The sequence below is a fragment of the Hydrogenophaga sp. GW101-3F08 genome (genome assembly GCF_059424585.1).
On the sequence record NZ_JBWKZP010000012.1, the window covers coordinates 19,223 to 45,496 of the forward strand.

At 69.1% G+C, this 26,274-nt stretch carries 23 protein-coding genes; 12 read left to right on the top strand and 11 right to left on the bottom strand.

Features of this window, described 5'->3' with window-relative positions; all coding sequences use genetic code 11:
• The first annotated feature begins 47 nt into the window (after positions 1-47).
• The 3 genes from iolD to iolB all read left to right on the top strand — a co-directional run bounded on the left by iolD (position 48) and on the right by iolB (position 3,800).
• The gene (gene iolD, locus AC07YZ_RS22695; protein WP_494796458.1) at positions 48-1,925 is read left to right on the top strand and encodes a 3D-(3,5/4)-trihydroxycyclohexane-1,2-dione acylhydrolase (decyclizing); all 1,878 of its coding nucleotides are present in this window, start codon (positions 48-50) and stop codon (positions 1,923-1,925) included.
• Positions 1,926-2,053: 128 nt separating this feature from the next.
• Positions 2,054-2,980 carry a myo-inosose-2 dehydratase gene (gene iolE, locus AC07YZ_RS22700; RefSeq protein WP_494796459.1) on the top strand — a complete coding sequence of 309 codons (927 nt, stop codon included), beginning with the start codon at positions 2,054-2,056 and terminating at the stop codon, positions 2,978-2,980.
• Positions 2,981-2,996: 16 nt separating this feature from the next.
• On the top strand, positions 2,997-3,800 hold the full coding sequence (gene iolB / locus AC07YZ_RS22705) for a 5-deoxy-glucuronate isomerase (RefSeq protein ID WP_494796460.1): 804 nt from the start codon (positions 2,997-2,999) through the stop codon (positions 3,798-3,800).
• Between the two features lie 227 nt (positions 3,801-4,027).
• On the opposite strand, the gene AC07YZ_RS22710 is transcribed toward iolB, so the two are convergent.
• Positions 4,028-4,930 carry a LysR family transcriptional regulator gene (locus AC07YZ_RS22710; RefSeq protein WP_494796461.1) on the bottom strand — a complete coding sequence of 301 codons (903 nt, stop codon included), beginning with the start codon at positions 4,928-4,930 and terminating at the stop codon, positions 4,028-4,030.
• Between the two features lie 160 nt (positions 4,931-5,090).
• On the opposite strand from AC07YZ_RS22710, the gene AC07YZ_RS22715 reads away from it, so the two are divergent.
• On the top strand, positions 5,091-6,389 hold the full coding sequence (locus tag AC07YZ_RS22715; protein ID WP_494796462.1) for an NAD(P)/FAD-dependent oxidoreductase: 1,299 nt from the start codon (positions 5,091-5,093) through the stop codon (positions 6,387-6,389).
• A gap of 107 nt (positions 6,390-6,496) precedes the next feature.
• Positions 6,497-8,017: an L-piperidine-6-carboxylate dehydrogenase gene (gene amaB / locus AC07YZ_RS22720; RefSeq protein WP_494796463.1), complete on the top strand. Its 1,521-nt coding sequence runs from the start codon at positions 6,497-6,499 to the stop codon at positions 8,015-8,017.
• Positions 8,018-8,103: 86 nt separating this feature from the next.
• Here the strand turns inward: amaB and AC07YZ_RS22725 are convergent, their stop codons facing one another.
• The 4 genes from AC07YZ_RS22725 to AC07YZ_RS22740 form a co-directional block, all read right to left on the bottom strand.
• The gene (locus tag AC07YZ_RS22725; RefSeq protein WP_226490282.1) at positions 8,104-8,352 is read right to left on the bottom strand and encodes a hypothetical protein; all 249 of its coding nucleotides are present in this window, start codon (positions 8,350-8,352) and stop codon (positions 8,104-8,106) included.
• Between the two features lie 147 nt (positions 8,353-8,499).
• Positions 8,500-9,138 carry a dioxygenase family protein gene (locus AC07YZ_RS22730; protein WP_494796464.1) on the bottom strand — a complete coding sequence of 213 codons (639 nt, stop codon included), beginning with the start codon at positions 9,136-9,138 and terminating at the stop codon, positions 8,500-8,502.
• A 77-nt stretch (positions 9,139-9,215) separates the two neighbouring features.
• On the bottom strand, positions 9,216-11,912 hold the full coding sequence (locus AC07YZ_RS22735) for a bifunctional acetate--CoA ligase family protein/GNAT family N-acetyltransferase (protein ID WP_494796465.1): 2,697 nt from the start codon (positions 11,910-11,912) through the stop codon (positions 9,216-9,218).
• A 20-nt stretch (positions 11,913-11,932) separates the two neighbouring features.
• Positions 11,933-12,544: a DUF502 domain-containing protein gene (locus AC07YZ_RS22740; protein WP_226490279.1), complete on the bottom strand. Its 612-nt coding sequence runs from the start codon at positions 12,542-12,544 to the stop codon at positions 11,933-11,935.
• A gap of 205 nt (positions 12,545-12,749) precedes the next feature.
• Between AC07YZ_RS22740 and AC07YZ_RS22745 the strand changes: the two genes are divergently transcribed.
• A complete protein-coding gene (locus AC07YZ_RS22745) occupies positions 12,750-13,109 on the top strand; it encodes a DUF485 domain-containing protein (protein ID WP_494796466.1) in 360 nt (119 codons plus the stop codon).
• 40 nt (positions 13,110-13,149) lie between these two features.
• Here the strand turns inward: AC07YZ_RS22745 and rsmI are convergent, their stop codons facing one another.
• On the bottom strand, positions 13,150-14,079 hold the full coding sequence (gene rsmI, locus AC07YZ_RS22750; protein ID WP_494796467.1) for a 16S rRNA (cytidine(1402)-2'-O)-methyltransferase: 930 nt from the start codon (positions 14,077-14,079) through the stop codon (positions 13,150-13,152).
• Between rsmI and AC07YZ_RS22755 the strand changes: the two genes are divergently transcribed.
• From AC07YZ_RS22755 to AC07YZ_RS22765, 3 genes are read left to right on the top strand one after another with little or no spacing between them, the layout of a single operon-like run.
• A complete protein-coding gene (locus AC07YZ_RS22755; protein WP_494796535.1) occupies positions 14,079-14,552 on the top strand; it encodes a YraN family protein in 474 nt (157 codons plus the stop codon). The genes rsmI and AC07YZ_RS22755 overlap by 1 nt on opposite strands.
• 27 nt (positions 14,553-14,579) lie before the next feature.
• Positions 14,580-15,200, top strand: coding sequence for an SIS domain-containing protein (locus AC07YZ_RS22760; protein ID WP_226490276.1), 621 nt, complete (start codon positions 14,580-14,582; stop codon positions 15,198-15,200).
• Positions 15,197-15,841, top strand: coding sequence for a BON domain-containing protein (locus AC07YZ_RS22765; protein ID WP_226490275.1), 645 nt, complete (start codon positions 15,197-15,199; stop codon positions 15,839-15,841). The genes AC07YZ_RS22760 and AC07YZ_RS22765 overlap by 4 nt, the downstream gene beginning before the upstream one ends.
• A 132-nt stretch (positions 15,842-15,973) precedes the next feature.
• Here the strand turns inward: AC07YZ_RS22765 and AC07YZ_RS22770 are convergent, their stop codons facing one another.
• From AC07YZ_RS22770 to AC07YZ_RS22780, 3 genes are all read right to left on the bottom strand, one after another.
• Positions 15,974-16,876 carry an NAD(P)-dependent oxidoreductase gene (locus AC07YZ_RS22770; RefSeq protein WP_494796468.1) on the bottom strand — a complete coding sequence of 301 codons (903 nt, stop codon included), beginning with the start codon at positions 16,874-16,876 and terminating at the stop codon, positions 15,974-15,976.
• A 160-nt stretch (positions 16,877-17,036) separates the two neighbouring features.
• Positions 17,037-18,173, bottom strand: a complete 1,137-nt coding sequence (locus AC07YZ_RS22775) for a PilT/PilU family type 4a pilus ATPase (protein WP_226490273.1) — start codon at positions 18,171-18,173, stop codon at positions 17,037-17,039.
• A gap of 47 nt (positions 18,174-18,220) precedes the next feature.
• Positions 18,221-19,264, bottom strand: coding sequence for a type IV pilus twitching motility protein PilT (locus AC07YZ_RS22780; protein ID WP_226490272.1), 1,044 nt, complete (start codon positions 19,262-19,264; stop codon positions 18,221-18,223).
• A 37-nt stretch (positions 19,265-19,301) separates the two neighbouring features.
• Between AC07YZ_RS22780 and AC07YZ_RS22785 the strand changes: the two genes are divergently transcribed.
• Complete coding sequence (locus tag AC07YZ_RS22785) at positions 19,302-20,030, top strand: YggS family pyridoxal phosphate-dependent enzyme (RefSeq protein ID WP_226490271.1); 729 nt, start codon at positions 19,302-19,304, stop codon at positions 20,028-20,030.
• Positions 20,031-20,097: 67 nt separating this feature from the next.
• Here the strand turns inward: AC07YZ_RS22785 and AC07YZ_RS22790 are convergent, their stop codons facing one another.
• The gene (locus AC07YZ_RS22790; protein ID WP_494796469.1) at positions 20,098-20,655 is read right to left on the bottom strand and encodes a DUF3617 family protein; all 558 of its coding nucleotides are present in this window, start codon (positions 20,653-20,655) and stop codon (positions 20,098-20,100) included.
• Between the two features lie 47 nt (positions 20,656-20,702).
• Positions 20,703-21,176 (bottom strand): Lrp/AsnC ligand binding domain-containing protein, encoded by a 474-nt coding sequence (locus AC07YZ_RS22795; RefSeq protein ID WP_226490269.1) that lies wholly within the window; start codon positions 21,174-21,176, stop codon positions 20,703-20,705.
• Between the two features lie 105 nt (positions 21,177-21,281).
• On the opposite strand from AC07YZ_RS22795, the gene AC07YZ_RS22800 reads away from it, so the two are divergent.
• Entirely contained in the window at positions 21,282-24,254 is a 2,973-nt protein-coding gene (locus AC07YZ_RS22800) for an L-glutamate gamma-semialdehyde dehydrogenase (RefSeq protein ID WP_494796470.1), read from the top strand.
• Positions 24,255-24,328: 74 nt separating this feature from the next.
• Entirely contained in the window at positions 24,329-26,158 is a 1,830-nt protein-coding gene (locus tag AC07YZ_RS22805) for a carboxyl transferase domain-containing protein (protein ID WP_494796536.1), read from the top strand.
• The last annotated feature ends 116 nt before the right edge of the window (positions 26,159-26,274 follow it).

Below are 26,274 nucleotides of genomic sequence, written 5' to 3' on the forward strand. Positions count from 1 at the left end.
TCCTGAGTCGAAGGCACGCGCGCCGAAAGCATTCGAAGATTGAAACCATGAAAACCGTACGACTCACGATGGCGCAGGCGCTGGTCCAGCACCTGGCCGCCCTGCGCGTGGAGGTGGAGCACCTCGACGGCCACACTTCCATCGAGCACTATTGCGGCGGCGTGTTCACCATCTTCGGCCACGGCAACGTGGCCGGCCTGGGCGAGGCCCTGGCGGCCGAACGCGACCACCTCACCACCTACCGCGCGCACAACGAACAGACCATGGCGCACGCCGCCATCGCCTACAGCAAGGCGCAGTTCCGCCAGCGCATCATGGCCGTGTCCACCAGCATCGGACCGGGCGCCACCAACATGGTCACGGCGGCTGCGGTGGCGCACGTCAACCGCCTGCCGGTGCTGCTGCTGCCCGGTGACGTATTCGCCAACCGCCGCCCGGACCCGGTGCTGCAGCAGATCGAAAGCTTCGGCCAGGGCGACGTCAGCGCCAGCGACTGCTTCCGCCCCGTCACGCGCTACTTCGACCGCCTCACCCGCCCCGAGCACATCCTCACCGCGTTGCCGCGCGCGATTCAGACGATGACGGACCCGGCCAACTGCGGCCCGGCCTGCCTCTCGCTGCCGCAGGACGTGCAGGCCATGGCCTTCGACTGCCCCGAGGATTTCCTGAGCCCCGGCGTGCTGTGTTTCCGCCGTCCGCCGGCGGACGAGCGCGAACTGGCCCACGCCGTCGCCCTGTTGCGCAGTGCGAAGCGCCCGCTCATCGTCGCCGGCGGCGGCGTGCTCTACAGCCAGGCCTGGGCTGCGTTGCGCGCCTTTGTTGACGCCCACGGCGTGCCCGTGGTCGAGTCGCACGGCGGCAAGAGCAGCCTGCCCTGGGACCACCCGCTCAACCTGGGCGCCATCGGCGTGGACGGCGTGTCCTGGGCCAACGACATGGCGCGCGAGGCGGATGTGGTGTTCGCCGTGGGCACCCGCCTGCAGGACTTCACCACCGGCTCGCACGCCCTGTTCCCACGGGCGAAATTGCTGAGCCTGAACGTGCAGCCCTACGACGCCGGCAAGTGGAGCGGCACGGCCCTGGTGGCCGATGCGCGCGTGGGCTTGGGCCAGCTCGAAACGGGCTTGGCCGGCTGGGCCGCCGACCCTGCCTGGACAGCCCGCGCCCAACAGCAGGCCGAGGCCGCCAACACCCGCATCACCGAGCTGACGACGAACGTGCCGCAGGGCGTGCTGCCCTACGACGCCGAGGTCATCGGCGCGGTGCGCGACTCGGCCACCGAGCTGGGCCTGGACAGCGGCCAGCACGACGTGGCCCTGTGCGCCGCAGGCACCTTGCCCGCCGAGCTGCACAAGCTCTGGCGCGCCAGCCTGCCCGGCAACTACCACATGGAATACGGCTATTCCTGCATGGGCTACGAAGTGGCTGGCGGCCTGGGCGTGAAGATGGCCCGGCCCGAGCAGGAATCCATCGTGCTGGTGGGCGACGGCTCCTACATGATGGCCAACTCCGAGCTGGCCACCTCGGTGCTGCTGGGCCAGAAGATCATCGTGGTGATCCTGGACAACCGGGGCTACGGCTGCATCCAGCGCCTGCAGACGGCGACCGGCAGCCCGGCGTTCAACAACCTGCTCGACGACTGCGTGCCCGAAGGCGGCGAGCGCAGCACCATCGACTTCGCCATGCACGCGCGCGCCATGGGCGCCGACGCTGTGCACGTCCAGGACGTGGCCGAACTCAAGGCCGCCATGGTCAAGGCCCGCCAGGCCAAGCGCACCCAGGTGATCGTGATCGACACCACCCACACCCGCACCACCGATGGCGGCTGCTGGTGGGAGGTGGCGATCCCCGAGGTGTCGCAGCGGGCCGAAGTGCGCGAAGCCCATGCCCGCAACAGCGATGCCCAGAAACAGCAGCGCATATGAAAACGCCTCCCCCCGCGCCGCTTCGCGTCACCCCCAGGGGCCACGCCCTTGGGCCGGCAGAGCCGGACCTTCGGCGTGTGCTGGTCAAAACCCTGTGATTCTCTGAAAACCTGTATTGAGGAAAACCCATGAGCTGGAACGTCCGCATTGGCATCAACCCCCTGTCGTGGATGAACGACGACCTGCCCTCACTCGGCGGTGAAACCCCGCTGGAAACCGCGCTGAAGGAAGGCAAGGAAATCGGCTACGAAGGCTTCGAGCTGGGCAACAAATTCCCGAAAGACGGACCCGGCCTCAAGGCCAAGCTCGACGAATTCGGCCTGGCCTGTGTGTCGGGCTGGTACTCGGGCTTCCTGGCCGAGCTGGAGCCGGGCCAGGACAACGCCCAGGCAGTGGCCGCCGAGATCGAACGCTGCAAAGCCCACATGAGCAAGCTGCAGTACAACGGCGTGAAGGTGGTGGTGTACGGCGAATGCGCCGGCACCGTGCAGGGCCAGATGGACACGCCCGTGTCCAAGCGCCCGCAGTTCGCCAACGAGGCCCTGTGGCAGGCCTACGCCGAGCGCCTGAACGCCTTCGGCGATCACCTGCTCAAGACCTACGGCATCCAGCTGGCCTACCACCACCACATGGGCGCCTACGTCGAGTCGCCCGCCGACGTGGACAAGCTGATGGCCCTGACCGACCCGGCCAAGGTCTTCCTGCTGTTCGACACCGGCCATGCCTATTTTGGTGGCGCGGCCAACCCGGTGGAGTTGCTCAAGAAACACGTCAAGCGCGTGGTGCACGTGCACTGCAAGGACGTGCGCACCCCTGTGATCGCGCAGGCGCGCAACGACGGCTGGAGCTTTTTGCACGGCGTCATCAACGGCACCTTCACCGTACCCGGCGACGGCAGCATCGACTACGCCGCTGCGCTCAAGACGCTGAGAGACAACGGTTACCAGGGCTGGCTGGTGGTGGAGGCCGAGCAGGACCCGGCCGTGGCGCCGAGCTACGAATACGCGCAGAAGGGCTATCGCACTCTGCGAGGCCTGGTGGACGCCCTGAACTGATCGCGAGGAGCTTCAAATGGTCAGTCCTTTACTCGCCAAAGCCGCGCCCACCGGGCGCGAGATCGTCAACGTCACGCCCGAGCGCGCGGGCTGGACCCACGTGGGCTTTCGCGCCCTGCGCCTGGCGGCCGGTGAATCGGAAGCGGTGGACACCGGCGAACGCGAGCTGTGCCTGGTGGTGCTGACCGGCAGCGTGGACGTGACCGTGGACGGCCAGACGCACGCCAACCTGGGCACCCGCAGCAGCGTGTTCGAGGAAACCTCGCCCGCCGCCATCTATGTGCCGCCGGGTAAGACCGTGCAGGTGCGCGCCGCGCGCGACGCCGAGCTGGCTCTGTGCACCGCCCCCGGCGATGGCCAGGCCCGCCCGGTGCGCGTGATCGACCCCGCCAGCATGCGGCGCAGCGTGCGCGGCAAAGGCACCAACACCCGCTACGTCTGCGACATCCTGCCGCACGACGACCCCGGCGCCGCCCACCTGCTGGTGGTGGAGGTGATGACGCCGGCCAGCCATTCCAGCAGCTACCCGCCGCACAAGCACGATCAGGAAACCCCGCCGACCGAAACCCTGCTGGAAGAGACCTACTACCACCGCCTCAACCCGCCGCAGGGCTTCGCCTTCCAGCGCGTCTACACCGACGACCGCAGCCTGGACGAGGCCTGCGCGGTGGAAGACCACGACGTGGTGATGGTGCCGCGCGGTTACCACCCCGTGGTGGCCCCGCACGGTTACGACCTGTACTACCTGAACGTGATGGCCGGGCCGAACCGCTTCTGGGTCTTCAAGAACGACCCGGCGCACGAGTGGATGATCAAGTAGAGATCACCCCCCTGCGCCGCTGACGCGGCTTCCCCCCTCTCTGGCGCGCCTGCGGCGCTGGGAGGGGGGACGGCATCTGCGGCCCGGCGAAGCCGGTTCCGCGATGTCCCTTGGTTGAATCCCTCGCTCTCCGGAGTGAGCAGGGACTTTCCCAGCTTGTCTGGTTGATTTGTTGGGGTGGATTGCCTGCGTGCTGGGGCGGCCCCTGGTGCAGGAGCGCGTCCCGTTCAGGCCTGCGGCTGTGCGGCGCGCCGGATCCAGTCCCTGAACGCCTGCAGCGGCGGGTGGCTCTCACGGTGTGCGGGCCAGGCCAGGTAGTAGCTCCCGCTGTCCACGGGTCCCTCCACCGGCATGACCAGCTCGCCGCGCGCCAGCTCGCCGTCGATCAGGAACCGGGGCAACAGGGCGCAGCCGAGTCCGGCGGTGGCGGCTTGCGCGGCCATCGCGAACTGATCGACCAGCATGCCGTGGACCTCGGCGGCGTGCACGCCCATCGCGGCGAACCAGCGTTCCCAGGCGTCGGGGCGGCTGACCAGGTGCAGCAAGGGTGCGCGGAGCAGGTCGGCGGCGGATCGGATCGGGTGCTGGGCCAACAGTCCAGGGCTGCACACCGGCACCACCGTTTCGTTCATCAGGACATCCAGCGTGGCGCCGGGCCAGTGCGGCGTGCCGAAGTGGATGGCAGCGTCCATCGGTTCGGCCTGGAAGTCAAAGGGCACCAGCCGCGTCGTCAGGTTGATGGTCACGCCCGGGTGGTGCGCCAGAAACTGGGGCAGGCGGGGCGCGAGCCAGCGGGTGCCAAACGTCGGCAGGATGGCCAGGTTCAGCGTTCCTCCGTGGGGGTTGGCCCGAAAGGCCAGGGCGGCGGCCGACAGGCGCTGCAACGCGGCCCGGATTTCCTGAGCGTAGGCTTCGCCCGCCAGGGTCAGGCGCACCGTCTGCCGCTCACGGATGAACAGCTCGGCGCCGAGCTGGTCCTCCAAGCCCCGGATCTGCCGGCTGACCGCGCTTTGCGTGAGGTGGAGTTCGCCCGCGGCGGCCGTGAAGCTGCCCAGCCGGGCGGCCGCCTCAAACGCCTTGAGCATGCCCATCGAGGGCAGGAAGCGGGACGGGAACAGGGCCATGGTCATGGGATTGATCATTCCAAATTGGAATGATGTGGGTCGGGATTATCGTTTGACCTGACTCGAACTCCCGGAGAGACTGCGTTTCCCGATCGCCAGCTTGAGGACATTTCAGAATGATCTGAGCGTGTTCCCGGTGCCTGCGGGATTCCATGTCAACAGCCCCATGAACCACGACCCTCACTCTCACGGCCTGTGGGAGGCCTCCGCGCCCCCGGCCCCGGTCACGTCGGCGTTGCGTGCGACGCTGCACGCCGATGCGGTTGTGGTCGGCGCCGGGTACACCGGCCTGTCGGCCGCGCTGGTGCTGGCGCAGCGCGGTGCCCGCGTGGTGGTGCTGGAGGCGCAGGAGGTGGGCTTTGGCGGCTCGGGGCGCAACGTGGGTCTGGTCAACGCCGGGATGTGGGTCATGCCCTCCGCGCTGCCCGGCGAGCTGGGTGAATCGCTGGGCCACCGGCTCCTGGACCGGTTGGGGAACGCGCCCTCGCAGGTGTTCGAGCTGATCGAGCGCCACGGCATGGACTGCGAACCGCAGCGCAGCGGCACCTTGCACTGCGCCCCCGACGCCGCGGGCCTGCGCGAACTGCAGGAGCGCGCGTGCCAATGGCAGGCCCTGGGCGCGCCCGTGCGGGTGCTGTCCCAGGCCGAGACGGCGCAGAAAACCGGCACCGACGCCTACCTGGGCGCGCTGCTGGACCTGCGTGCGGGCACGGTCCAGCCCCTGGCCTACGCCCGGGGGCTGGCCCATGCCGCCGTGGCCGCAGGCGCGCAGCTGCACACCCAGACGGTGGTCAGCGCCGTGCAGGACGAGGGCCGGCATTGGCGCGTGAACACCGTCGGCGGCGGTGCCGTTCACGCGCCCTGGGTGATCGTGGCGACCAACGCCTACTCCAGCGCCGACGGGCCCTGGGGCGCGCTGCAGGCCGAACTGGTCCGGCTGCCCTATTTCAATATGGCGACGGCCCCGTTGCCGCCCGCGCTCTTGAGCCACATCCTGCCGGAGCGCCAGGGCGCCTGGGACACCCGCCAGGTGCTGTCTTCCTTCCGCCTCGACCGCCAGGGCCGCCTGGTCTTGGGCAGCGTGGGGGCGCTCCGGGGCGTGGGGCGGCCCATCCACCGCGACTGGGGACGCCGCGCCCTGGCCAAGCTGTTTCCACAGTTGCGTGGCGTGGCCTTTGAACACGAGTGGTACGGGGAGATCGGCATGACGGCCAATGCCTTGCCGCGTTTTCACCAACTGGCCCGCAACACCGTGGCCTTCTGTGGCTACAACGGTCGCGGCATCGCGCCCGGCACGGTCCTGGGCCGCGAGCTGGCGCGTCTGGTGCTGGGCGAGATCACGGTGGCCGACCTGTCGCTGCCCGTCTCCGGCGCCGTGCCCGTGCGGCTGAAGGCCCCGCGGGAAGCCTTCTACGAGATCGGCGCACAGCTCTCGCACTTCGTCGGTGCGCGGTCGCTGGGCTGACGGCGCCGGTTCCACGGCCCGGCACAACGCATGGGCATGCTTCAACCCACCCGATCGGTCCTTCGCTCCTTCGACTTCTGCTTCCCCCAACATCTCCGGAAATTCCCATGTCCCATCCCCTGTCCCAAACCGTTTCGCAGCTGTTGGCCCGCCTGGGTGTGAACCCCAGCGCATTCGCCGAAGGGGCGCTTGCCGTGCGTTCGCCGATCGACGGCAGCGTGATCGGCGCCGTGCACCCGGCCTCGACCGAAGCGGTCGCGGCGGCCGTCGGTCGTGCCGACGTGGCCTTCAAGGCCTGGCGCAGCGTGCCCGCGCCGCGCCGTGGCGAGCTGATCCGCCTGTTCGGCGAGGCGCTGCGCGAGCACAAGCAGACCCTGGGCGAGCTGGTCTCGGTGGAGGCGGGCAAGATCCGTTCCGAAGGCCTGGGCGAGGTCCAGGAAATGATCGACATCTGCGACTTCGCGGTCGGCCTCTCGCGCCAGTTGTACGGCCTGACCATCGCCTCGGAGCGCCCCGGCCACCGCATGATGGAAACCTGGCACCCACTGGGTGTGGTGGGCGTGATCAGCGCCTTCAACTTCCCGGTCGCGGTCTGGGCGTGGAACGCCGCGCTGGCCGTGGTCTGCGGCGATGCGGTGGTCTGGAAGCCGTCGGAGAAAACGCCGTTGACGGCGCTGGCCTGCCAGGCCCTGTTCGAGCGCGCCGCCCGGCGCTTCGGCGACGACGCCCCCGCCGGGCTTTCAGCTCTGGTGATCGGCGAGCGCGAGGTGGGGGCGGCGTTGGTGGACGACGTTCGCGTGGCCCTGGTGTCGGCCACCGGCAGCACCCGCATGGGGCGCGAGGTCGGCCCCCGGGTGGCGCGCCGTTTCGGCCGCTCGCTGCTGGAGCTGGGCGGCAACAACGCGGTCATCGTCGCGCCCACGGCCGACCTCGACCTAGCCGTGCGCGGCATCGCCTTCGCCGCCGTGGGCACCGCCGGCCAGCGCTGCACCAGCACGCGCCGCCTGATCGTGCACAAGAGCCACCAGGAAGCCCTGGTGCAGCGGCTGAAGAAGGCCTACGCCGGCCTGCCCATCGGCAACCCGCTGGCGGCCGACACCCTGGTCGGGCCGCTGATCGACGCGCGGAGTTTCGAGGCCATGCAAAGCGCTTTGCGCGCGGCCGTTGAACAGGGTGGTCAGGTGTTCGGTGGTGAGCGGGTGTTGCAAGTGCCGTTTCCGAACGCCTACTACGTCAAGCCGGCCATCGTGGAGATGCCCGCGCAAACCGACACGATCTGCCACGAGACCTTCGCGCCGATCCTGTACGTGATGGGTTACGAGCGCTTCGAGGACGCGGTGGCGCTGCAAAACGCCGTGCCCCAGGGCCTGTCCTCGGCGATCTTCAGCAACGACCTGCGCGAGACCGAGGCCTTTCTCTCGGCGACGGGCTCCGATTGCGGGATCGCCAACGTGAACATCGGCACTTCGGGCGCCGAAATCGGCGGTGCTTTCGGCGGCGAGAAGGACACCGGCGGCGGGCGCGAGTCGGGTTCGGACGCCTGGCGCGCCTACATGCGCCGTGCCACCAACACCATCAATTACTCGCGCGAGCTGCCCTTGGCGCAGGGGGTGCGCTTCGACGTCTGAATGGAAACGCCCCTAGTCGCGAGGGGTTTGACCGAGGGCATGGCGGAACCGGTTTTGCCGGGCCGCCCCTGCCGTCCCCCGGCGGGTTATTCCAGCTCGTGCCGATCGGCGGCGGCGAACAGGTCTTGTGCGAAAGCCGGGTCGGAGTCGACCAGGTCCATGGCCATGGCGCGCACCTGTTCGGCTTCTTCGAAACGGGTCAGCGGACGCCGCTGGGCGGCGGCCAGAAGTGGTGCGTTCCACAGGGCACGGGCGCGTTGCAGGCCGGCGTGGAACCAGGCGGCGATCGGGCCGGCCAGGGAGGGGTGGGTGGTGTGGGCAAGGACGCTGGACATGGCGTTTCTCCTATCGGGCAAACAACAAATGTTGCAGTGCAGTATAGGGTAAACCCTAGGTTTTTGCATCCACCCGGGTCAAGAATCCCCACTCGGCGTGACGCAGTGCCGGTTTTCCATGCCGTGCACCGGGGTCAAGGGGCTGGCTCAGGCCCGAACCACGATGGGAAATTCCGCGCGCAGGCCATCGGTGGCCGCCACGAAGGGGCGGGTCAGCGCGGCCTGGCCCTGTTCACCCAGGCGGCGCCACAGGAAGTCGCGCGCATTGCCGGGGTCGCCCGCCACATAGAGCTGGGTGGTGAGCAGTTCCGCGCGGTCCAGCTTCACCTTGACGTGGATGTGCGGCGTGCGCCCGCTGTAGGGCGCGGGCCGCAGGGTGCGGAAGCGGTAGCGCCCGTCGCGGCCGACGCCGACCCGGCCAAAGCCTTGAAAGGCCGGATCGGCCCGGCCGCCGTCGCCGGGGTGGTGGTAGTGGCCGGCCTGGTCGCACTGCCAGATCTCGACCACCGCGCCCGCCACCGGCACGCCCTGGGTGTCGGTCACGGTGCCTTCGACCCAGGCCGGCTGGCCCTGGCCGTAACGCGCGCTGCCGTTGCGCAGCAGGTCGAAGTCGGTGTCGGCCGGCAGCGCCACGGGGTAGTAGGGGCCTTCGGTCTGGCTGGGTGTGGGGCGCAGCTCGGTCTGGGCCCGGGCCGGGGTGAGCCATGCCGGCGCGGCGGTGGCGGCGATCACGGTGGCACCGCGCAGCAGCAGTGCGCGGCGAGAGGGTGGGTGGTTTGATGGCATCGCGGGCTCCTTGAACGGGGGAATGCCTGCCGTTCGGGGAGCCTGTGAAAGCCGTGTGCGCCAGGGCTTGGGCAGGCTCAGCCCGAACGGTCGTCGGGATGGACGGGGGGCTGCAGATCCAGCGACACGAACCGCGTGTCGTGGTTGTCCGGATCGTTGGGGTTGTCGGCTTCTTGGAAGCCCAGCGTGTGGGCAAGTTCCAGCATGCCGTGGTTGATGCGCAGCACCGTGCCCACCAGGCGCCGCGTGCCGCGCTCGCGCAGGTACCGAATCATCTTGTCCATGAGCCGGTGGCCCAGGCCCGAGCCCTTGAGGTCGGAGCGCACGATGACGCCGAACTCGGCGGTGTGGTTGTCCGGGTCCACCGTGGCGCGCACCGCGCCCAGGGTCTCCTCGCCGCCCTCGGGCGTGGCGCGGGTGGCGATGAAGGCCATCTCGCGCGCGTAGTCGATCTGGGTGAGCCGCGCGAGCTCGCTGTGTTCGATGCTGCGGCGGCTGTAGAACACGCGCAGGCGGATGTCCTCGGGGTCCAGCCGCTCCAGAAAGGCGCGGTGCTGGGCCTCGTCCTCCGGCCGGATGGGGCGAAGCACCACGGACTGCTCGCGCCAGGTCCAGGTTTCGATCAGCTCGGCCGGGTAGGGCAGGATGGCGAAGTGCGCCGCGCCGGCCGGGCGCCGGGCCGAGAGGCGCACGCGCGCATCCAGCGCCACCGCGCTCTCGTGGTTGACCAGCAGCGGGTTGATGTCCAGTTCTGCCAGTTCGGGCACCTCGGCCAGCAGCTGCGACACGGCCACCAGCACCTGGGCGATGCCATCGAGGTCGGCGGTGGGTTCGTCGCGGTAGCCGTGCAGCAGTTTCGCGATGCGCGTGCGGTGGATCTGCGCCAGCGCCAGCGCGGTGTTGAGCGGCGGCAGGGCCAGCGCGCGGTCGGCCAGCACCTCCACCGCCACGCCGCCGGCGCCGAACAGGATCACCGGGCCGAACACCGGGTCCACACTGGCGCCGACGATGAGTTCGTGCGCGTGCTTCTTGCGCACCATGGGCTGCACGGTGAAGCCCTGCACGTCGGCGTCGGGCCGCAGCTCGCCCACGCGCGCGAGCATCGCGGCGCAGGCCTCGGCCAGCTCGGCGGCGCTGCCGATGTTCAGGCGCACCCCGCCGACGTCGGACTTGTGCGTGATGGCGTGTGAGAGGATCTTGAGCGCGACCGGGTAGCCCATGGCCTCGGCCGCGGCCTGGGCTTCGGCCGCGTCGGCCTCGACCACGCGCGTGGGCACCACCGGCAGGCCGGCGGCGGCGAGGAAGTCCTTGGCCTCGGGTTCGGTCAGCAGCTCGCGCCCGCTGGCGAGCACGCCGTCCACGATGGCGCGGATGCGCGGCAGGTCCACCGCCCGGGCGGCGCCGCGGGCCACGGGCGTCTGCAGCAGCTCTTCCTGGTGCAGGCGGAAGGTGCGCAGGAAACAAAACGCGCGCACCGCCTCTTCGGGTGTGTTGAAGTCGGGCACACCGGCGTCGCGGAAGGTCTGGCGCGCCGCGGCCACGGCCGTGTCGCCGAGCCAGCAGCCCAGCACGCGCTGGGGCGTGGTGCCCACCTGCGGCAGCAGGGCCTGCGCGATGTCCAGGCTGGGCACGATGGCGGTGGGCGCGTGGATGAACAGCACCGCGCTCTCGCGGTCGTGCGACAGCGCTTCGAGCGCGTCCACGTAGCGCTGGGCCGGCGCGTCGCCGATGATGTCCACCGGGTTGGCGCGCGACCAGTGGGCGGGCAGCACGGCGTTGAGCCGCGCCAGCAGCGCGTCGTCCAGCGGGGTCAGCGGCACGTTGTCGGTGGCCGCGGCGTCGGCCGCCATCACACCGGCGCCGCCGCCGTTGGTGAGCACGATGAGCCCGCCCGAGGGGCCGTCGCGGAAACGCGCCAGCGTCTCGGCCGCGAGGAACAGCTCGTGCAACGTGTCCACGCGCAACATGCCGGCGCGGGCAATGGCCGCGTCGAACACCGCGTCGGAGCCCGCGAGTGCGCCGGTGTGCGAAGCCGCCGCGGCCTGGCCCGCGCTCGAACGCCCGGCCTTGACCACGATCACCGGCTTGTTGCGCGCTGCGGCGCGTGCGGCCGACATGAACTTGCGGCTTCCCTCGATGCTTTCGATGTAGAGCAGGATGGCGCGGGTTTTGGGATCGCTGCCGAGGTAGTCGAGCATGTCGCCGAAGTCCACGTCGGCGCGCTCGCCCAGCGAGACGAAGTGCGAGAAGCCGATGCCGCGCGAGCCGGCCCAGTCCAGCATGGCCGTGACCAGCGCGCCCGACTGCGAGACGAAGGCCAGTTCGCCCTGGCGCGCCCCGATGTGCGCGAAGCTGGCGTTCAGCCCCAGGTGGGGCACCAGCATGCCGATGCAGTTGGGGCCAAGAATGCGCAGCGTGTGCACGCGCGCGGCCTCCAGCATGGCCTGCTTCTGCGCCGCGCTCAGGCCGGCCGTGACGACGATGGCCGCGCGCGTGCCACGCGCGCCGAGCTCCTTGATCAGCCGCACCACGGTGGCCGCGGGCGTGCAGATCACGGCCAGGTCGGGCGCCTGCGGCAGCGCCGCCACACTGGCGTAGGTCTTGACGCCATCGAGCTCGGCGTGTTTCGGGTTGACCGGGTAGAGCGCTCCGGCAAAACCGCCGATCAGCAGGTTGCGCCAGACCGTGGCGCCCACGCTGGCCGGGCGCATCGAGGCACCGAACACGGCCACCGATGCGGGGTTGAAGAGGGCGTCGAGGTGGCGGATGCTCATGGTGGCTGTGCGGGTTGGCGTCAGGTGGACGGGGGCGCGGCCGGCGGTGCGCCGCGGTTCGAGGCCATGAACGCGATCAGGGCCATGCGCATGGCCTCTTCGACCGACATGTCGATCGGCGTGGTCCAGCTGCGCGGCACGAAGACGGTGTAGCCGCCGATCATGTAGCCCATGGGCAGGTACACGGCCACCTGGTCCAGTTCACCCAGGGCGCCGGGCAGCCCCTGCATCGACTGGCGCGTGACCAGACCGACGATCCCCAGCTCGTTGCCCGGCCACTTCAGCAGCACGACCTGCTGGGCATCCTGATCGTGTGGCGCGAAGTAATCGGCGAAGTTCTTCAGCGAGGTGTAGATGCTTTTCACCACCGGCAGGTTGGTGAACGGCAGCTCGACCCAGGACAGCAGGCGCGACGTGATGGGCTGGGAGATCAGCATGCCCAGCGCCAGGATCAGCACCCCGCCCAGCGCGATGCCCAGGCCGGGCAGGTAGAAGTTGCCGATGACGGGGCGGATCAGCCACATGGCGGTGCGTTCGGTCCAGGTCACGAACAGCACCAGCACATACACCGTGATGGCCAGGGGCAGGAAGGTGATGAGACCGCGGAAAAAGTATTGGGACAGGCGTTTCATGGGGGTGTGTGCGGGCCAAGGGGCGCCGCGGGCGCAGATGCGCGCCAGCATAGCAGCCGGGGCGCCGGGCGTGTGTGTCACCCGCCCGGCTTGCAAACGGCGAAAATGGCCTCAGCTGGGGTGGCGTTGACCGATGTATTGCAGATGGACATGGCGGCGGGCGCCTGGTCCCGGAACTCTCCTGGCCCGATGGGCTCACTGATACATGAATGGATTTGCCGATTTTCTGAGCCGTGTGCTGCGCGGCGTTTTCAAACTGGTGCTGGTGTTGGCCGCGGGCGTGTTCGTGCTCAGCTTCCTGCTGGCCGCCATCGTGGTCGTGCTCGGGGTGTCGCTGTGGTCGTTGCTGACGGGGCGCAAACCCGCGCCGGTGGTGATGTTCAGCCGCATGCGCCAGAACTCGCAACGCTATGCCCAGGGCGTGTGGCCGGGGCGCGGCGAACGGCCCACGGGCGATGACGTGGTGGATGTGCAGGCCACCGAAGTGCCGGACGCGCCGCTGGCGCCGCCGGGCGCTGGTGGTGCCCGCAAGGGACCGGACACCATGTCCCGGGTCCCGCTCTGAGGCGCTGAACGGCGCTTTGGCGCCCGGGGCTTTCAGCCTCTCAGTCGTCCTCTTCGTCGTCGGCCGGTTTGCGGCGGGCCAGCGCCGCGTTGTACAGCGCGTTGCGTGGCTGGCCGGTGATGTCCGCGCACAGGCGCACCGCGGTTTTCAGCGGCAGCTCGGCCAGCAGCAGGTCCAGCACGCGCAGCGCCGCGGCGTCCACCGCGCCTTCTTCACCACCGGTGGTGGCCAGCGGGTGCAGCATCAGCACGAATTCGCCCCGCGTGCGGTGCGCGCCGGCCTGCAGCCAGGCGGGAAAGCCGCTCGCGGGCATCTGCGCCACTTCTTCAAATTGTTTGGTCAGCTCGCGGCCCACGGTCAGCCGCCGCTCGCCCAGCACCGCCAGGTCCTTGGCCAGCGCTTCGATGCGGTGCGGTGCTTCGAGCAGCACGCAGGCGCGCTCGTCGGCGCCCAGGCCCTGCACCTCGCGCTGCCGCTCGGCGGCCTTGGGTGAGAGAAAGCCGGCGAACACAAAGTGGCCGTTCCAGCCGCTGTGGCCGGCCACGCTGAGCAGCGCGGTGATGCTGCTGGCGCCCGGGACGGGCACGCTGCGCAGCCCGGCGTCGTGCACCGCGGCCACCAGCCGCGCGCCCGGATCGCTCACGCCGGGGGTGCCGGCGTCGCTCACATAGGCCACCCGCTGGCCCTCGCGCAGCCGCTGCACCACCGTCTGGGCCGCCTCGGCCTCGTTGTGCTCGTGCAGCGCCAGCAGCGGCTTGTGCAGGCCATAGCCCTGCAGCAGCCCGGCGGTGTGGCGCGTGTCCTCGCAGGCCACGGTGTCGGCCAGCGAGAGCACCTGCAGCGCGCGCAGGCCGATATCGGCCAGATTGCCGATCGGCGTGGCCACCATGTAGAGCGCGCCTTGCGGATAATGCTGGTGAGCGGCCGCTTCACGGGCGGCGGCCAACAGGGAGGGAGTGTGTGCAGACAATGTGGAATTTCCGGAAACAGGGTTCACCCACCCGGCCAGACCGCCCCGAGGCGGCGCCGACCATCACCACCAAGCAGCGTGGCGACGTGGCCGAGGACGCCGCGCTGGCGCATTTGCAGCGCCAGGGTTTGCGCCTGGTGCAGCGCAATTTCAAAACCCCGGGCCGCGGCGGTGGCGAACTCGATTTGATTATGCGCGAGGCCGACGGCACGCTGGTGTTCGTCGAGGTGCGCCAGCGCGCCAGTGCCCGCCAGGGCGGTGCGGCGGCGAGCATCACCGCCACCAAACAGCGCCGCATCGTGTTCGCGGCGCGGCACTTTTTGCTGCGCTGGGGCTCAGAGCCCCCATGCCGTTTCGACGTGGTGCTGGTGCACGGTCGGCCCACGCCGCTTGGCGAGCGCCCGGACCCGGCCGCGCCACCGGTTCGGCTCGAATGGTTGCGCGCCGCTTTTGATGCGTCCGCTACCTTTTGACACCCGCCCCGCCGCTATGATCGCCCCATGCTTCTGCAACGCATCCAGCAACAATTCATCGACAGCGCCGACCTGAAGTACCAGTGCGCCCAGTCGCTCGCCCCGGTGGTCGAGGCCGCGACCACGGCCGTGCTCGCCAGCGTGACCGGTGGCGGCAAGGTGCTGACCTGCGGCAACGGGGCCTCGGCTGCGGCCGCGCAGCACTTCGCCGCCAGCTTCGTGGGCCGCTACGAGCGCGAACGCCCGGAGCTGGCCGCGTTCTCGCTCTCGTCCGACGCCGCGGTGCTCACCGGCATCGCCACCGATTTTGATGCCCGGTCCATCTTTGCCCGCCAGGTGCGCGCGCTGGGCCACGCTGGCGACGTGCTGCTGGCGTTGTCCACCAGCGGCAGCTCGGCCAACATGCTGGCGGCGGTGGAAGCGGCGCACGAACGCGACATGACGGTGGTGGCGCTCACCGGCGCACGTGGCGGCCGTCTGGCGCAGATGCTGCGCGACACCGACGTGCACGTGTGCGTGCCGCACGAGCTGCCGGCCCGGATTCTGGAGGTGCATCACATCGTGTTGCACTGTATTTGCGACGGTGTGGATGCCCAGTTGCTGGGCCTGCCCGACGAGTTGAACAACGAACAGGAGAGTCCCTCATGAATCAGACGCAACAACCCCGCCACAGCCGCCTCGCGGCCACCGTCCTGGCCTCCGTTCTGCTGGGTGCCACCGTGTCGGCCTGTGCCCCCCTGATGATGGGTGGCGCGGCCGTGGGCAGCGCCCTGGTGGCCACCGACCGCCGCACCTCGGGTGCCCAGCTGGACGACCAGACCATTGAGCTGCGGGCCGCCAACCGGCTGCGCGACCAGATGGGCACGCGGGCCCGGCTGGACGTGACCAGCTACAACCGCCGGGTGCTGCTGACCGGTGAGGTGGTGAGCGCGCGCGACAAGGAGCTGGCGGGTCAGGTTGTCGGCCAGGTGGCCAATGTGGCCGGCGTGGTCAACGAACTCGACGTCGCCAACAGCCCGACGCTGCGCGAGCGCACCGCCGACACCCTGCTGACCGGCCGGGTGAAGGCCGCGATGCTGGACGCCAAGGACCTGTCCGCCAATTCGTTCAAGGTGGTGACCAACCGCGGAACGGTGTTTCTGATGGGCCGCGTGACCCAGCGCGAAGCCGACCGCGCCACCGAGATCGTGCGCAACACCTCCAGTGTGCAGCGCGTGGTGCGGGTGTTGGAGATCATCAGCGACGAAGAGCTGTCGCGTCTGCAGCCGCAGTCCGCTCCAGCGAAATAAACAAGGTCGCGTCGCCAGCACGGGGCCTCCGGCGCGCGTGTCTTGATCCCAGGATGCCGTGGAACCGGCTTTGCCGGGCCACTGGCATCGCCCCCTTGAGGGGGTGGCGCCGCAGGCGACGCGGGGGTGGGCCTACCTCAAGCGCTTGATCAGGCTCGATGTGTCGAGCCGGTTGCCCTGCATGGCCTGCACGTCGGCGTAGAACTGGTCCACCAGCGCGGTCACTGGCAGCCGCGCGCCATTGCGCTTGGCCTCGTCCAGCACCAGACCCAGGTCCTTGCGCATCCAGTCCACCGCGAAACCGAAGTCGAACTGGTCGGCCACCATGGTCTTGCCGCGGTTGTCCAGTTGCCAGCTCTGGGCGGCGCCCTTGCCGATCACGTCGAGCACCTGGGGCATGTCCAGTCCGGCCTTCTGGCCGAAGGCGATGGCTTCGGCCAGGGCCTGCACCAGTCCGGCGATGCAGATCTGGTTGACCATCTTGGTGAGCTGACCGGCGCCGCTGGCACCCATGAGGGTGAAGGCGCGCGAGAACGCCATGGCCACCGGTTTGACGGCGTCGAACGCTGCCGCGTCGCCACCACACATGATGGTGAGGGCACCATTCTGCGCGCCGGCCTGGCCACCCGAGACGGGGGCGTCGACAAAGGCCAGCCCCAGGGCTTTCGCGGCCGCGTACAGCTCGCGCGCCACGTCGGCCGACGCGGTGGTGTGGTCCACGAACACCGTGCCCGGCGCCATGCCGGCGAAAGCGCCGTCGGCCCCCAGGGTGATGGAGCGCAGGTCGTCGTCGTTGCCCACGCAGGAAAACACGATGTCGGCCCCCGCGGCCGCTTCGCGCGGCGTGGCCTTGGCGGCGCCACCGAACTCCGCCATCCAGGCCTGCGCCTTGGCCGGCGACCGGTTGTAGACTGTCACCGAATGCCCGGCTTGGGACAGATGCCCAGCCATCGGGAAACCCATGACGCCCAAGCCAAGAAAAGCGACCCTCTTCGGCGCAACAGATTCGTAGGTTTTCGAAGCAATGCTGCTCATGAGAGGGATCCTGCAATAAAGGGAAAGGAAAACCAGAAATGCGGCGTCTCGGTGCAGCCGGAGCGAGAGGACTGACCCAGAACGCGGTGGAGCCGGCTTTGCCGGGCCACTCGCGTTGCCCCCTAAAAGGGGGCGGGCGAAGCCCGGCGGGGGTGTTTCTCTAGACGATCGTCATGTGCTCGGTGCCGGCGGCCAGGTCCACCGATTTGCCGCGCTGGCTGTTGAGCTTGATCTGCAGGCGCAGGTCGTTGAGCGAATCGGCATTGCGCAGCGCATCTTCAAACGTGATGAGGTTGGCCTCGAACGCGTTGAACAGCGCCTGGTCGAAGGTCTGCATGCCCATCTGGGTGCTCTTCTTCATGATCTCCTTGATCTCGGAGACGTCGCCCTTGAAGATCAGGTCGGAGATCAGTGGCGAGTTGAGCATGATCTCGACCGCGGCATGGCGCCCCTTGTTGTCTTGCCGGGGCACCAGGCGCTGGGAGACCAGGGCGCGCAGGTTGAGCGAGAGGTCCATCAGCAGCTGTGGCCGGCGCTCCTCGGGGAAGAAGTTGATGATGCGGTCCAGCGCCTGGTTGGCGCTGTTGGCGTGCAGGGTGGCCAGACACAGGTGACCGGTTTCGGAAAACTGGATCGCGTGTTCCATGGTCTCGCGGTCGCGGATTTCGCCCATCAGGATCACGTCGGGCGCCTGGCGCAGCGTGTTCTTGAGCGCCGCTTCCCAGCTGTCGGTGTCCAGGCCCACCTCACGCTGCGTGATCACGCAGTTCTTGTGCGGGTGCACGAATTCGACCGGGTCTTCAATGGTGATGATGTGGCCGTGGGTGTTTTCGTTGCGCCAGTCCACCATGGCCGCCAGCGAGGTGGACTTGCCCGAGCCGGTGGAGCCCACCAGGATGCAAAGCCCACGCTTGGACAGCGCCACGTCCTTGAGCACCTGGGGCAGGCCGAGCTTGTCGATGGTGGGCAGCACGGCCGGGATGGTCCGCAGCACCATGCCGATCTTGCCCTGCTGGATGAATGCACTGACCCGGAAGCGCCCGATGGCCGGCGGCGCGATGGCGAAGTTGCACTCCTTGGTGCGCTCGAACTCGGCGGCCTGCTTGTCGTTCATGATCGCGCGCGCCAGCGCCAGCGTGTGGGAGGCGTTCAGCGGCTGCGGTGAAACCTTGACGACCTTGCCATCCACCTTGATCGCCGGCGGAAAGTCGGCCGTGATGAACAGGTCGCTGCCCCCGCGGCTGAGCATGAGCTTGAGCAGGTCGTTGATGAATTTGGATGCCTGATCGCGTTCCATGAGGTCTTACCTTGTCTTTGAAGAAGCCCGCAACGGGGAGTGCATGTTCAGCCTGGGAAGTTCTCGGGAATCTTGGCCTTGCTGCGTGCCTCGGCCGCGCTGATCACGTTGCGCTTGACGAGGTCGGACAGGTTCTGGTCCAGCGTCTGCATGCCCACGCTGTTGCCGGTCTGGATGGCCGAATACATCTGGGCCACCTTGGCCTCGCGGATCAGGTTGCGGATGGCGCTGGTGCCCAGCATGATTTCGTGCGCAGCCACCCGGCCGGAGCCGTCCTTGGTCTTGCACAGGGTCTGCGAGATCACGGCCACCAGCGATTCGGACAACATGGCGCGCACCATGTCTTTTTCTTCGGCGGGGAACACGTCGATGATCCGGTCGATGGTCTTGGCCGCGCTGGAGGTGTGCAGGGTGCCGAACACCAGGTGGCCGGTTTCGGCCGCCGTCATGGCCAGGCGGATGGTTTCCAGGTCGCGCATTTCGCCCACCAGGATCGCGTCCGGGTCTTCGCGCAGGGCCGAGCGCAGCGCGTTGGCAAAGCTCAAGGTGTGCGGGCCGACTTCGCGCTGGTTGACCAGGCACTTCTTGGACTCGTGCACGAATTCGACCGGGTCTTCCACCGTGAGGATGTGACCGTATTCGGTTTCGTTGAGGTGGTTGACCATGCCCGCCAGGGTGGTGGACTTGCCCGAGCCGGTGGGGCCGGTCACCAGCACCAGGCCGCGCGGACGCAGGGAGAGATCGCCAAAGATCTTGGGCGCGTTGAGCTGCTCCAGCGTGAGGATCTTGCTCGGGATGGTCCGGAACACCGCGCCCGCGCCGCGGTTGTGGTTGAAGGCGTTGACGCGAAAACGCGACAGGCCTTCGATCTCGAACGAGAAGTCGCATTCCAGGAATTCTTCGTACTGCTTGCGCTGGCTGTCGTTCATGATGTCGTACACCATGCTGTGAACCATCTTGTGGTCCAGCGGCTCGACGTTGATGCGGCGCACGTCGCCATGCACCCGTATCATGGGTGGCAACCCGGCCGAGAGGTGAAGGTCGGAGGCTTTGTTCTTGACGCTGAAGGCGAGCAGTTGCGTGATATCCATCCAGGGGTCCCGTGCTGTGGTGGTATGACGATGGATTATGACGACGATTTCAGACAATCTCCAACAAGTGAACGAGCGCCTGGCGCGGGCCTGTGCCCTGGCGGGACGCGATGCGCAAGCCGTCACTCTGCTGGCGGTCTCCAAGACCTTCGGCCCTGAGGCGGTGCAGCAGGCGCTGGCCGCGGGCCAGCACGCTTTTGGCGAGAACTACATCCAGGAAGGGGTGGAGAAGATCCTGGCCCTGCGCGAAACCCGGCCGGGCGCCGCGATCGAATGGCACTGCATCGGCCCCATCCAGAGCAACAAGACGCGTCTGGTGGCGGCGCATTTTGACTGGGTGCAGTCGGTGGACCGGGTCAGGATTGCCCAGCGCCTGAGCGAGCAGCGCCCCACCGGCATGGCGCCGCTGCAGGTGTGTCTGCAGGTGAACGTGGACGGCGGGCCGACCAAGTCGGGCGTGGCACCTGCCGACCTGACCGCGCTGGCCGAGGCGGTGGCCCCCTTGCCCGGGTTGCGCCTGCGCGGGCTGATGTGCATTCCCGAGCCCGCGGCCGAGTTTGAAGCCCAGCGCGCGGTGTTCCTGCAGGCCCGCGCGTTGTTCGACGGGCTCAATGCCCGGGGCTTCGGGCTCGACACCCTGTCCATGGGCATGAGCGACGATCTGGAGGCTGCGGTGGCCGCCGGGTCCACCATGGTGCGCGTGGGGCGGGCGGTGTTCGGCAGCCGCGCCGCGCCGCCAGAGCCGTCGACCCCAGCGGCCACCTGATCCACGTCTTCCTGCGCGGCAAGCGCCGCGGGGCTGATGCCACGCCTGCGCTTGGCGCCAGGGAGGTTCAGCGCTTGGGCAGCGCCATCGGCTTGATGCTGCCGCAGTCCGTCGAGAGCCATTTGCCCTGGCCTTCCATGGTCATGGACGCGGGCTTGCCCTGGCGGGTGGTGTTCATGACCATTTTCATGGTGTAGGCGGTGTCGCCGCTGAAGGTGTAGGTGCCTTCGCCGGACGACGGCGGGTTCTTGCAGACGTAGCTCATCTTGAGCGCGCTGGCGCTGCGCGAGTGGATGGTGGTGGTGCAGTCGCCCTCGGTCTGGCTGGGCAGTTCCTGGCGCGCCGCCATCTCCGGGGTGATGCAGATCTTCAGGGCCATGCCGCCCTTGGCGCCGGGCGCCATGCTCACGCCCTGCTGGCCCATCATGGCCTCCATCTGCTTGCGCTGCTCCGGCGGCATGGACGCCAGCTGCTTCTGCATCTGGGCCATGGCCTGCTCAAGCTCCGGGTTGCCCCCCATCTTGTGTTCGACGGCCCACAGGCCCGGTCGGGTGCTCTGGGCCAGCGAGGCGGTGGCGCACAGCGTCAGGGCGGTCAGCAGGGCGGCGGAGATGGGTTTGATCATGGGGGCTCCAGAAAATGGGGTGCATTGTCGCCCCGGCCGGTGTCTTTTCAAAGCGGCAGCCGGGTGCTGTTCTTCACTTCTTCCATCACGGCGTAGGTGCGCGTCTCGCGCACGCCGGGCAACTGCCAGAGCACGTTGCCGGCGAAGTCGCGGTAGGCGGCCATGTCGGCCATGCGGGTCTTGAGCAGGTAGTCGAAACCGCCGGCCACCATGTGGCATTCCATGATCTCGTCGCGCACCTGCACCGCAGCCTTGAACTCGTTGAAGACGTTGGGCGTGGTGCGGTCCAGCAGCACTTCCACGAACACCATCATCCCGCGGCCGAGCTTGAGCGGGTTCAACCGCGCCTCGTAGCCCAGGATGTAGCCGTCGCGCTGCAGGCGCTGGGTGCGCGCGAGCACGGCGGTGGGCGAGAGCGCCACGGCCTCGGCCAGCTTCAGGTTGGCGATGCGGCCGTCGGACTGCAGCACATTCAGGATGCGCAGGTCGATGCGATCGAGTTCGTGGGTGGTTTCGCTCATGGATGGTGAATTATCCGGTGTAACGGTTAAAAACAGTCAGAAATTCACCATACGAGCCGGCACCATCACGGAATTCACCACCCCAGCCGATTCTCGGAGACTTCCATGCCCCGCACCACCGACCGCCTGCCCTTCCCCTACCGGCCTGAGACGGCCATCGTCGCCCAGCGCCTGGCCGCGCTGCAGGGCGCGCTGGACTGGGCCGCCGCCGCCACCGTGGCCGCGCCTTGGGTGCGCGCCGTGCGCGAGAACCCGCCGCCCTTCTGGGCGATGGAAAGCCTGCTCAAGGAATACCCGATCTCCAGCGCCGAGGGTCTGGCCCTGATGCGCCTGGCCGAGGCGCTGCTGCGCGTGCCCGATGCCGAAACCGCCATCGCGCTGACCGCGGACCAGCTGGGCCGGGCCGACTTTGACAGCGCGGCCGACTCGACCTTGGCTCGGTTGTCCTCGACCGCCATCGCCATGTCCAAGAAATTTCTACCGGAGTCGGGCGGCGAAACGGGCCTGATGGCCAAGCTCGGCGCCAAGACCGTGGTGGCCGCCACGCTGCGCGCGGTGCAGTTGCTGGGCCGCCAGTTCGTGCTGGGCCAGACGATCGAGGAGGGCATGAAGGAAGCCGCCTCGGCGCGCAAGAAGCTGGACCAGCTGCGCTTCAGTTTCGACATGCTGGGCGAGGGCGCGCGCACCGATGCCGACGCGCTGCGTTACCTCGCGAGCTACCAGAACGCCATCGCCGCGATCGCGCGCACCGCCGACCCGGCGCGCTCGCCCGCGCACAACGATGGTATCTCCATCAAGCTCAGCGCCCTGCACCCGCGCTACGAAGACGTGCAGCACGGGCGCGTGATGGACGAGCTGGTGCCGCGCGTGTGGACGCTGTGCCGCGCGGCCGCTGAGGCCAACCTCAACCTCACCATCGACGCCGAGGAGGTGGACCGGCTGGAGCTCTCGCTCGACGTGTTCGAGGCGCTGGCCCAACTGGTGGCCGAGCACTGCCCGCGGTGGGCCGGCCTGGGCCTGGCGATGCAGGCCTACCAGACCCGCGCGGTCGAGTTGATCGAACACGTGGCCGCGCTGGCGCGCCGGTACAAGATCAGGTTCATGTGCCGCCTGGTCAAGGGCGCGTACTGGGACGCCGAGATCAAGCGCGCGCAGGAACAGGGCTTTCCCACCTACCCGGTGTTTACCCACAAACACCACACCGACGTGAGCTACCTCGCCTGCGCGAGGGCCTTGCTGGACGTGCCGGATGCGATCTTTCCGCAGTTCGCCACGCACAACGCGGGCACCATCGCGGCCATCCTGCAGATGTCGGCCCGCCACGGTGTGCCGTTTGAGCTGCAGCGCCTGCACGGCATGGGCGAGGGCATCTACCGCGAGGTGCTGAAGAACCCGCTGGTGGCCTGCCGCGTGTACGCCCCGGTGGGCGCGCACCGCGACCTGCTGGCCTACCTGGTGCGCCGCCTGCTGGAGAACGGCGCCAACTCGTCCTTCGTGCACCAGCTGGCCGACGAGTCGGTGGGCATGGACGAGCTGCTGATCTCGCCGCTGCGCCTCGAACCCCAGCCCTCGTTGCCGCTGCCGGCCGATCTGTACGGCGCGAAGCGCGCCAACAGCCAGGGCCTGGACCTGGCGGTGGCCTCGATGCGCGAGCCGCTGCTGGCTGCGCTGGCCAGTACGTTGGTGCCCGCGATCCCGGAGGCCAGTACCGCCGAGACCGAAGCCGCGTGCGCCAAAGCCGTGGCCGCCTTCGCCGGCTGGAACCACACGCCGGTGGCCGAGCGTGCCGCCACGCTGAGGCGCGCAGCCGACGCGCTGCAACAGCAGCTGCCGCGCTTCTGCGCCCTGCTGGTGAAAGAGGCCCACAAGACCTGGGGCGACGCCGTATCGGAGGTGCGCGAGGCGGTGGACTTCCTGCGCTTCTATGCCAACGACGCCGAGCGCGTGATGGCGCCGCAAACCCTGCCCGGCCCCACGGGCGAGAGCAACACGCTGCGGCTGGAAGGCCGTGGCGCCTGGGTCTGCATCAGCCCCTGGAACTTCCCGCTGGCTATCTTCATGGGCCAGGTCGCTGCGGCGCTGGCGACCGGCAACACGGTGCTGGCCAAACCCGCCGAGCAGACCCCGGCGGTCGCACTCGAAGCGGTGAAGCTGCTGCACGCCGCCGGCGTGCCGGCCAAGGCCCTGCAGCTGCTGCACGGCCCGGGCGAGACGGTGGGCGCGTCGCTGGTGGCGCAGCCGGGCATTGCCGGCGTCGTGTTCACCGGCTCCACCCAGGTGGCCAAGATCATCCAGCGCGCGCTGGCCGCAAAGGACGGCGCCATCGTGCCGCTGATCGCCGAGACCGGTGGCATCAACGCCATGCTGGTGGACAGCACGGCCCTGCCCGAGCAGGTGGCCGACGCGGTGGTGCAGAGTGCCTTCCGCAGCGCGGGTCAGCGTTGCTCGGCCCTGCGCCTGCTGTGCCTGCACGAAGGCATTGCCGACCACGTGATCGAAATGATCCAGGGTGCGGCGAAGGAGCTGGTGGCGGGCCCCCCCGCCGAGCTGGCGACCGACCTGGGCCCGGTGATCGACGCCGAAGCCTTTGACGGCATCACCCGCCATCTGCAGCGTTTGCACGCGGAAGCGAAGCCCTTGCTGCCGGTTGCGACGCCGGCCACCATGCTGCCCAACCTGATCCCGCCGCAGATGTTCGAGGTGGGTGCCATCGCCGATGTGAAGGCCGAGATCTTCGGCCCGGTGCTGCAGGTGGTGCGCTGGGGCGGCGACCCGATGGACGTGATCCGCCAGATCAACGCGCTGGGCTACGGCCTCACGCTGGGCATCCAGACCCGCATCGACAGCCGGGCCCAGGCACTGGCCACGGCGGCGCGCGTGGGCAACGTCTACGTGAACCGCAACATGATCGGCGCCGTGGTGGGCGTGCAGCCCTTCGGTGGCGAAGGCCTCTCCGGCACCGGCCCGAAGGCGGGTGGGCCCAACTACCTGCTGCGCTTCTGTGCCGAGCAAACGCTGACCATCAACACCACGGCGGCGGGCGGCAACGTGGCGCTGTTCGCCGGGCCGGCGCACTGAGCGGCCTGTCGCCCGCACGACCGGCGCCGGGTGCGTGAAAACGGCCCGGCCGCCAGAATGGCCGCATGAACACCGTGCGCTCTCCCCTGCAGGCCCAGATCGTGCAATGGCTCGTCGCCCCTGGCGACGCGGTGCAGGCCGGGGACCTGCTGCTGGTGCTCGAAGCCATGAAGATGGAACACGAGCTGCGCGCCGAGCGCGCCGGGCGCGTGACCGAACGGTTTTTCGCCGAAGGGGAGACGGTGGAGGCCGGGGCGGTGCTGCTGCGTCTGGACCCGCTGACACCGCAGCAGGTGGTCGGCGCGGGTGTCGATAGTCCTGCTTCGGTGCCGGCCGCGAACGGGGCGCCACCCGGTCCGCGCGACGACCTGCGGCGGCTCCAGCAGCGGCTGGCGCACACGCTGGACGAGGGCCGTCCCGAGGCCGTGGCCAGGCGCCATGCCCTCGGTCTGCGCACGGCGCGCGAAAACATCGCCGACCTGTGCGACGACGACAGCTTTCTCGAATACGGCGCGCTCGCGGTGGCCGCGCAGCGCCGCCGCCGCTCGGAAGACGACCTGATCGCGAACACGCCCGCCGACGGCATGGTGGCCGGCATCGGTTCGGTCAACGGCCACATTTACGGTGCCGAGCGCGCACGCACCGTGGTGATGGCCTACGACGCCACCGTGCTGGCCGGCACGCAGGGCCTGCGCAACCACGCCAAGACCGACCGCCTGCTGGGCATCGCACTGGCGCAGAAGCTGCCGGTGGTGCTGTTCGCCGAAGGCGGTGGCGGGCGTCCGGGCGACACCGACATGCCCATCGTGGCCGGCCTGCATGTGGGCAGCTTCGCCGCCTTCGCGCGTCTGTCGGGGCAGGTGCCGGTGGTGGGCATCGCAGCGGGCCGCTGTTTTGCCGGCAATGCGGCCTTGCTCGGGTGCAGCGACGTGATCATCGCCACCCGCCGGAGCAACATCGGCATGGGCGGCCCGGCAATGGTGGAGGGTGGCGGGCTCGGCGTGTTCCGGCCCGAAGACATTGGCCCTTCCGAGGTGCAGCACGCCAATGGCGTGATCGACCTGCTGGTGGACGACGAGCCGCAGGCCGTGGCCGCCGCGCGCCACTACCTGTCGTTCTTCCAGGGACGACTGCCGGACTGGGTCGCGCCCGATGCGCAGGGGCTGCGCGACCTGGTGCCCGAGAACCGTTTGCGGGTTTACGACACCCGCGCCGCGATGGGCGGGCTGGTGGACCAGGGCAGCCTGCTGATGCTGCGCACGGGCTTCGGCGTCGGCATCCACACCGCACTGGCGCGCATCGAAGGCCGGCCCGTGGGCCTGATGGCCAACAACCCGTTGCACCTGGGCGGCGCCATCGACGCCGACGCCGCCGACAAGGCCGCGCGTTTCATGCAGCTGTGCAACGCGCACGGCCTGCCTCTGGTGAGCCTGGTGGACACGCCGGGCTTCATGGTCGGCCCCGCCATGGAGGAGCGGGCCCAGGTGCGGCATGTGAGCCGCCTGTTCGTGACCGCGGCCAGCCTGCGGGTGCCGTTCTTCAGCGTGGTGCTGCGCAAGGGCTACGGCCTGGGCGCCATGGGCATGACGGCCGGGGGCTTTCACGCGCCCGTGTTCACCGTGGCCTGGCCCAGCGGCGAGTTCGGCGCCATGGGGCTGGAGGGCGCGGTGCGCCTGGGCTACCGCAAGGAGCTGGAGGCGCTGCCCGAAGGGCCGCAGCGCGAGGCCTTGTTCGAGTCGTTGCTGCAGCGGCAGGTGGCCAACGGCTCGGCCCAGCAGATGGCCACCACACTGGAGATCGACGCGGTGATCGACCCGGCGCAGACCCGTGAGTGGCTGGCCCGGGGGCTGGCGGGTGCGCGCGTGGCCGAGCCCGCTGGGCCACGCTTCATCGATACCTGGTGAGGAGCCGTATCCGTTTCCGGAGCGCTACCCCGACGCATGAAACGATATTGCCCAGGGCACCGCGGAACCGGCTTTGCCGGGCCGCCAGTGCCGCCCCCTGGGGGGTGACGCCGCAG